This window comes from Pseudomonas sp. RIT-PI-o, assembly GCF_001297215.1.
Lineage (GTDB): Bacteria > Pseudomonadota > Gammaproteobacteria > Pseudomonadales > Pseudomonadaceae > Aquipseudomonas > Aquipseudomonas moraviensis_A.
On record NZ_LHPA01000030.1, the window covers coordinates 1 to 2,122 of the forward strand.

At 61.0% G+C, this 2,122-nt stretch carries 1 pseudogene; it reads left to right on the top strand.

Going from position 1 to position 2,122, the window contains the following annotated elements:
- A pseudogene (locus AEQ63_RS28680) lies at window positions 1-2,122 on the top strand (hypothetical protein); the annotation flags it as partial.

The following is a 2,122-nucleotide window of genomic DNA, read 5'->3' on the forward strand; positions in this document are numbered from 1 at the left end:
CTGCTCTGCCAGGCCGGGCCTTGGGGGACGATGGGTAACCGCGACTCGTTGCGCATCTTGCGGGACTCCGATCTGCAGATAGCGCTGGAAATCGTTGATGAGGATGCGGTCGGCACCGAGCTGCAAATGTTCGTGGAGGCCAGACACCTTACCGAAGGAATGCACACGCTCTCCTACACCGTCACCCGCCTCGGCGGTACGCCCGAACCCTCGGAAGTGATGCAGGTGCTGGTCAAACTCACCCTCCCCGGTGGTCCTGACCATAGCGAGGGGCCGGGGCACCCGGGACTGGTGATGAGCATTCCCGAGGATATTTTGAAGGACGGTGTCCACCAGGGTAACGTCGATGCTGGCGTATCGATCACTCTCGGAAAAGCTGATGGCTCGCCGCCTTATCTGTTCGCCGCCGCTGGCGATACGCCTCAGTTCAGCTGGGGCGGAATGTTCTTTTCTGGCCCTGCACTGACCCAGGAACAGGCTGACGGCGAGACGCCGGTTATCGTGACCATTCCAAAGGAAACCATCGTAGACGCCGGCGACTCTGGCGAGGCAGGGCTGGCCGTGGCCTTCGAAGTTTACGACCTGGTCGACAATCGCTCCGACGGCTGGAGCGTCGAGCAACGGGTAGTCGTGACCCTTGACAAAACCCGGCTGGGCGCGCCTTTGCTCAAGGAGGCTATCAACAACGTACTGGACGTCGACAACCTGGGCGACGCCGACGGTACGGTTCAAGTTATGGCCGTAAACCCTCCCCCACCTTCGCCCCCTCCAGTCCCTCCACAACCGATAGACTTCGAGGTAGGTGACACCATTTTTGTCCGAATCAAAGGCACCCCGCAAGAAGGTCCGCCGATCGACATTGAATTACCGGGAAAAGTCTTGATCAGCGTGCCCAGCGTTCCTGAGATCATCGTGTCCAACGCCGTGCTGCGCCAACTGGCTCAGGCTCAGATCGCCCTGTCTTATCGCCTGGAGAAGGCCGACGGCAGCGCACAACGGGATGCCAAAACCCAGTTCATCAGCGCCATCGGCGAGATTCACCGGCTCCCCGCTCCCGTGGCGCTGGAGGCCAGACAAGGCGCCATCGATCCGCTGGATCCGGACCTGAAACAGGTCACCATCGAAATTGCCTTCGGCCCCTACTTCGCCGTCGGCCAAGCGATCGAGCTGTTTTGGCTCGGCACTCGCCCCGACCTGACCCCCTACCTGCCGAACCTGAACCTGCGACCGATTACCCAAGGCGATATGGACGCCCAACTTCCGCTGCAGATCATCGTCGACAAGCAGCACCTGACACCGATCATTGGCAAAGAGCTGGAGCTGTATTACCAGTTGCTGATCGAGGACTCGGTGCTCGGCACCATGAGCAAACTCAACCAGACCCACGCGATCCGCGAATCGATCCACGCCGATATCCTGCAGATCGGCGAACCACGCCAGGAATTGCCCGAGCCGGCAGTCGACGGCGTGGTCAGCGGCGTCCTGCCATCCGATACCAACGGCACCACGCTGACCGTGAACTACCTCAAGACCGTGAAGGGCGACATCGTCACGCGGGTCTGGGAAGGCTCCATTACCGGCGTAAACAGCGACCGGGTCGAACTGAGCTCCATCACCGCCGGCCAGCCTGTGGCGTTCCCGATCAAGGCCGAACTGATCAAGGGCAACGAAGGCGGGACGGTGAAGGCGTATTACGACATCAAGCGCGCAGCGGGTGGAACGAGTTATTCGGATACGCTGGCGTTCAGTGTCGGCGTGGCGCTGGATCTGAAAGAGCCGAAAATCAAAGAGGCACCGAACGACACCAGCCTTGATCCGCTCGATGCGCAAAGCGCACTGACGGCAGTGGTCGACTATGACGCGCTTAACGGCGACACGATTATCGTCACGTGGACCGGCGCCGAGGGCACGCTTCCCGCCGGTTCGCACACCACGGATCCATGGCGGGTCACTACCCTTGGTCCGCAGGAAATCCCACTAGCCGTGTCGGTAATCGCCTTCAACCTCGCCAAGTCGATCACCCTGAGCTACACCGTGACACGCGGCACCCAGGATCCGAAAGAGTCGCGGATTCGTGCACTGGCGGTGTCGCCCATTGCGCAAAGCGATTTGCCCGGGCCGT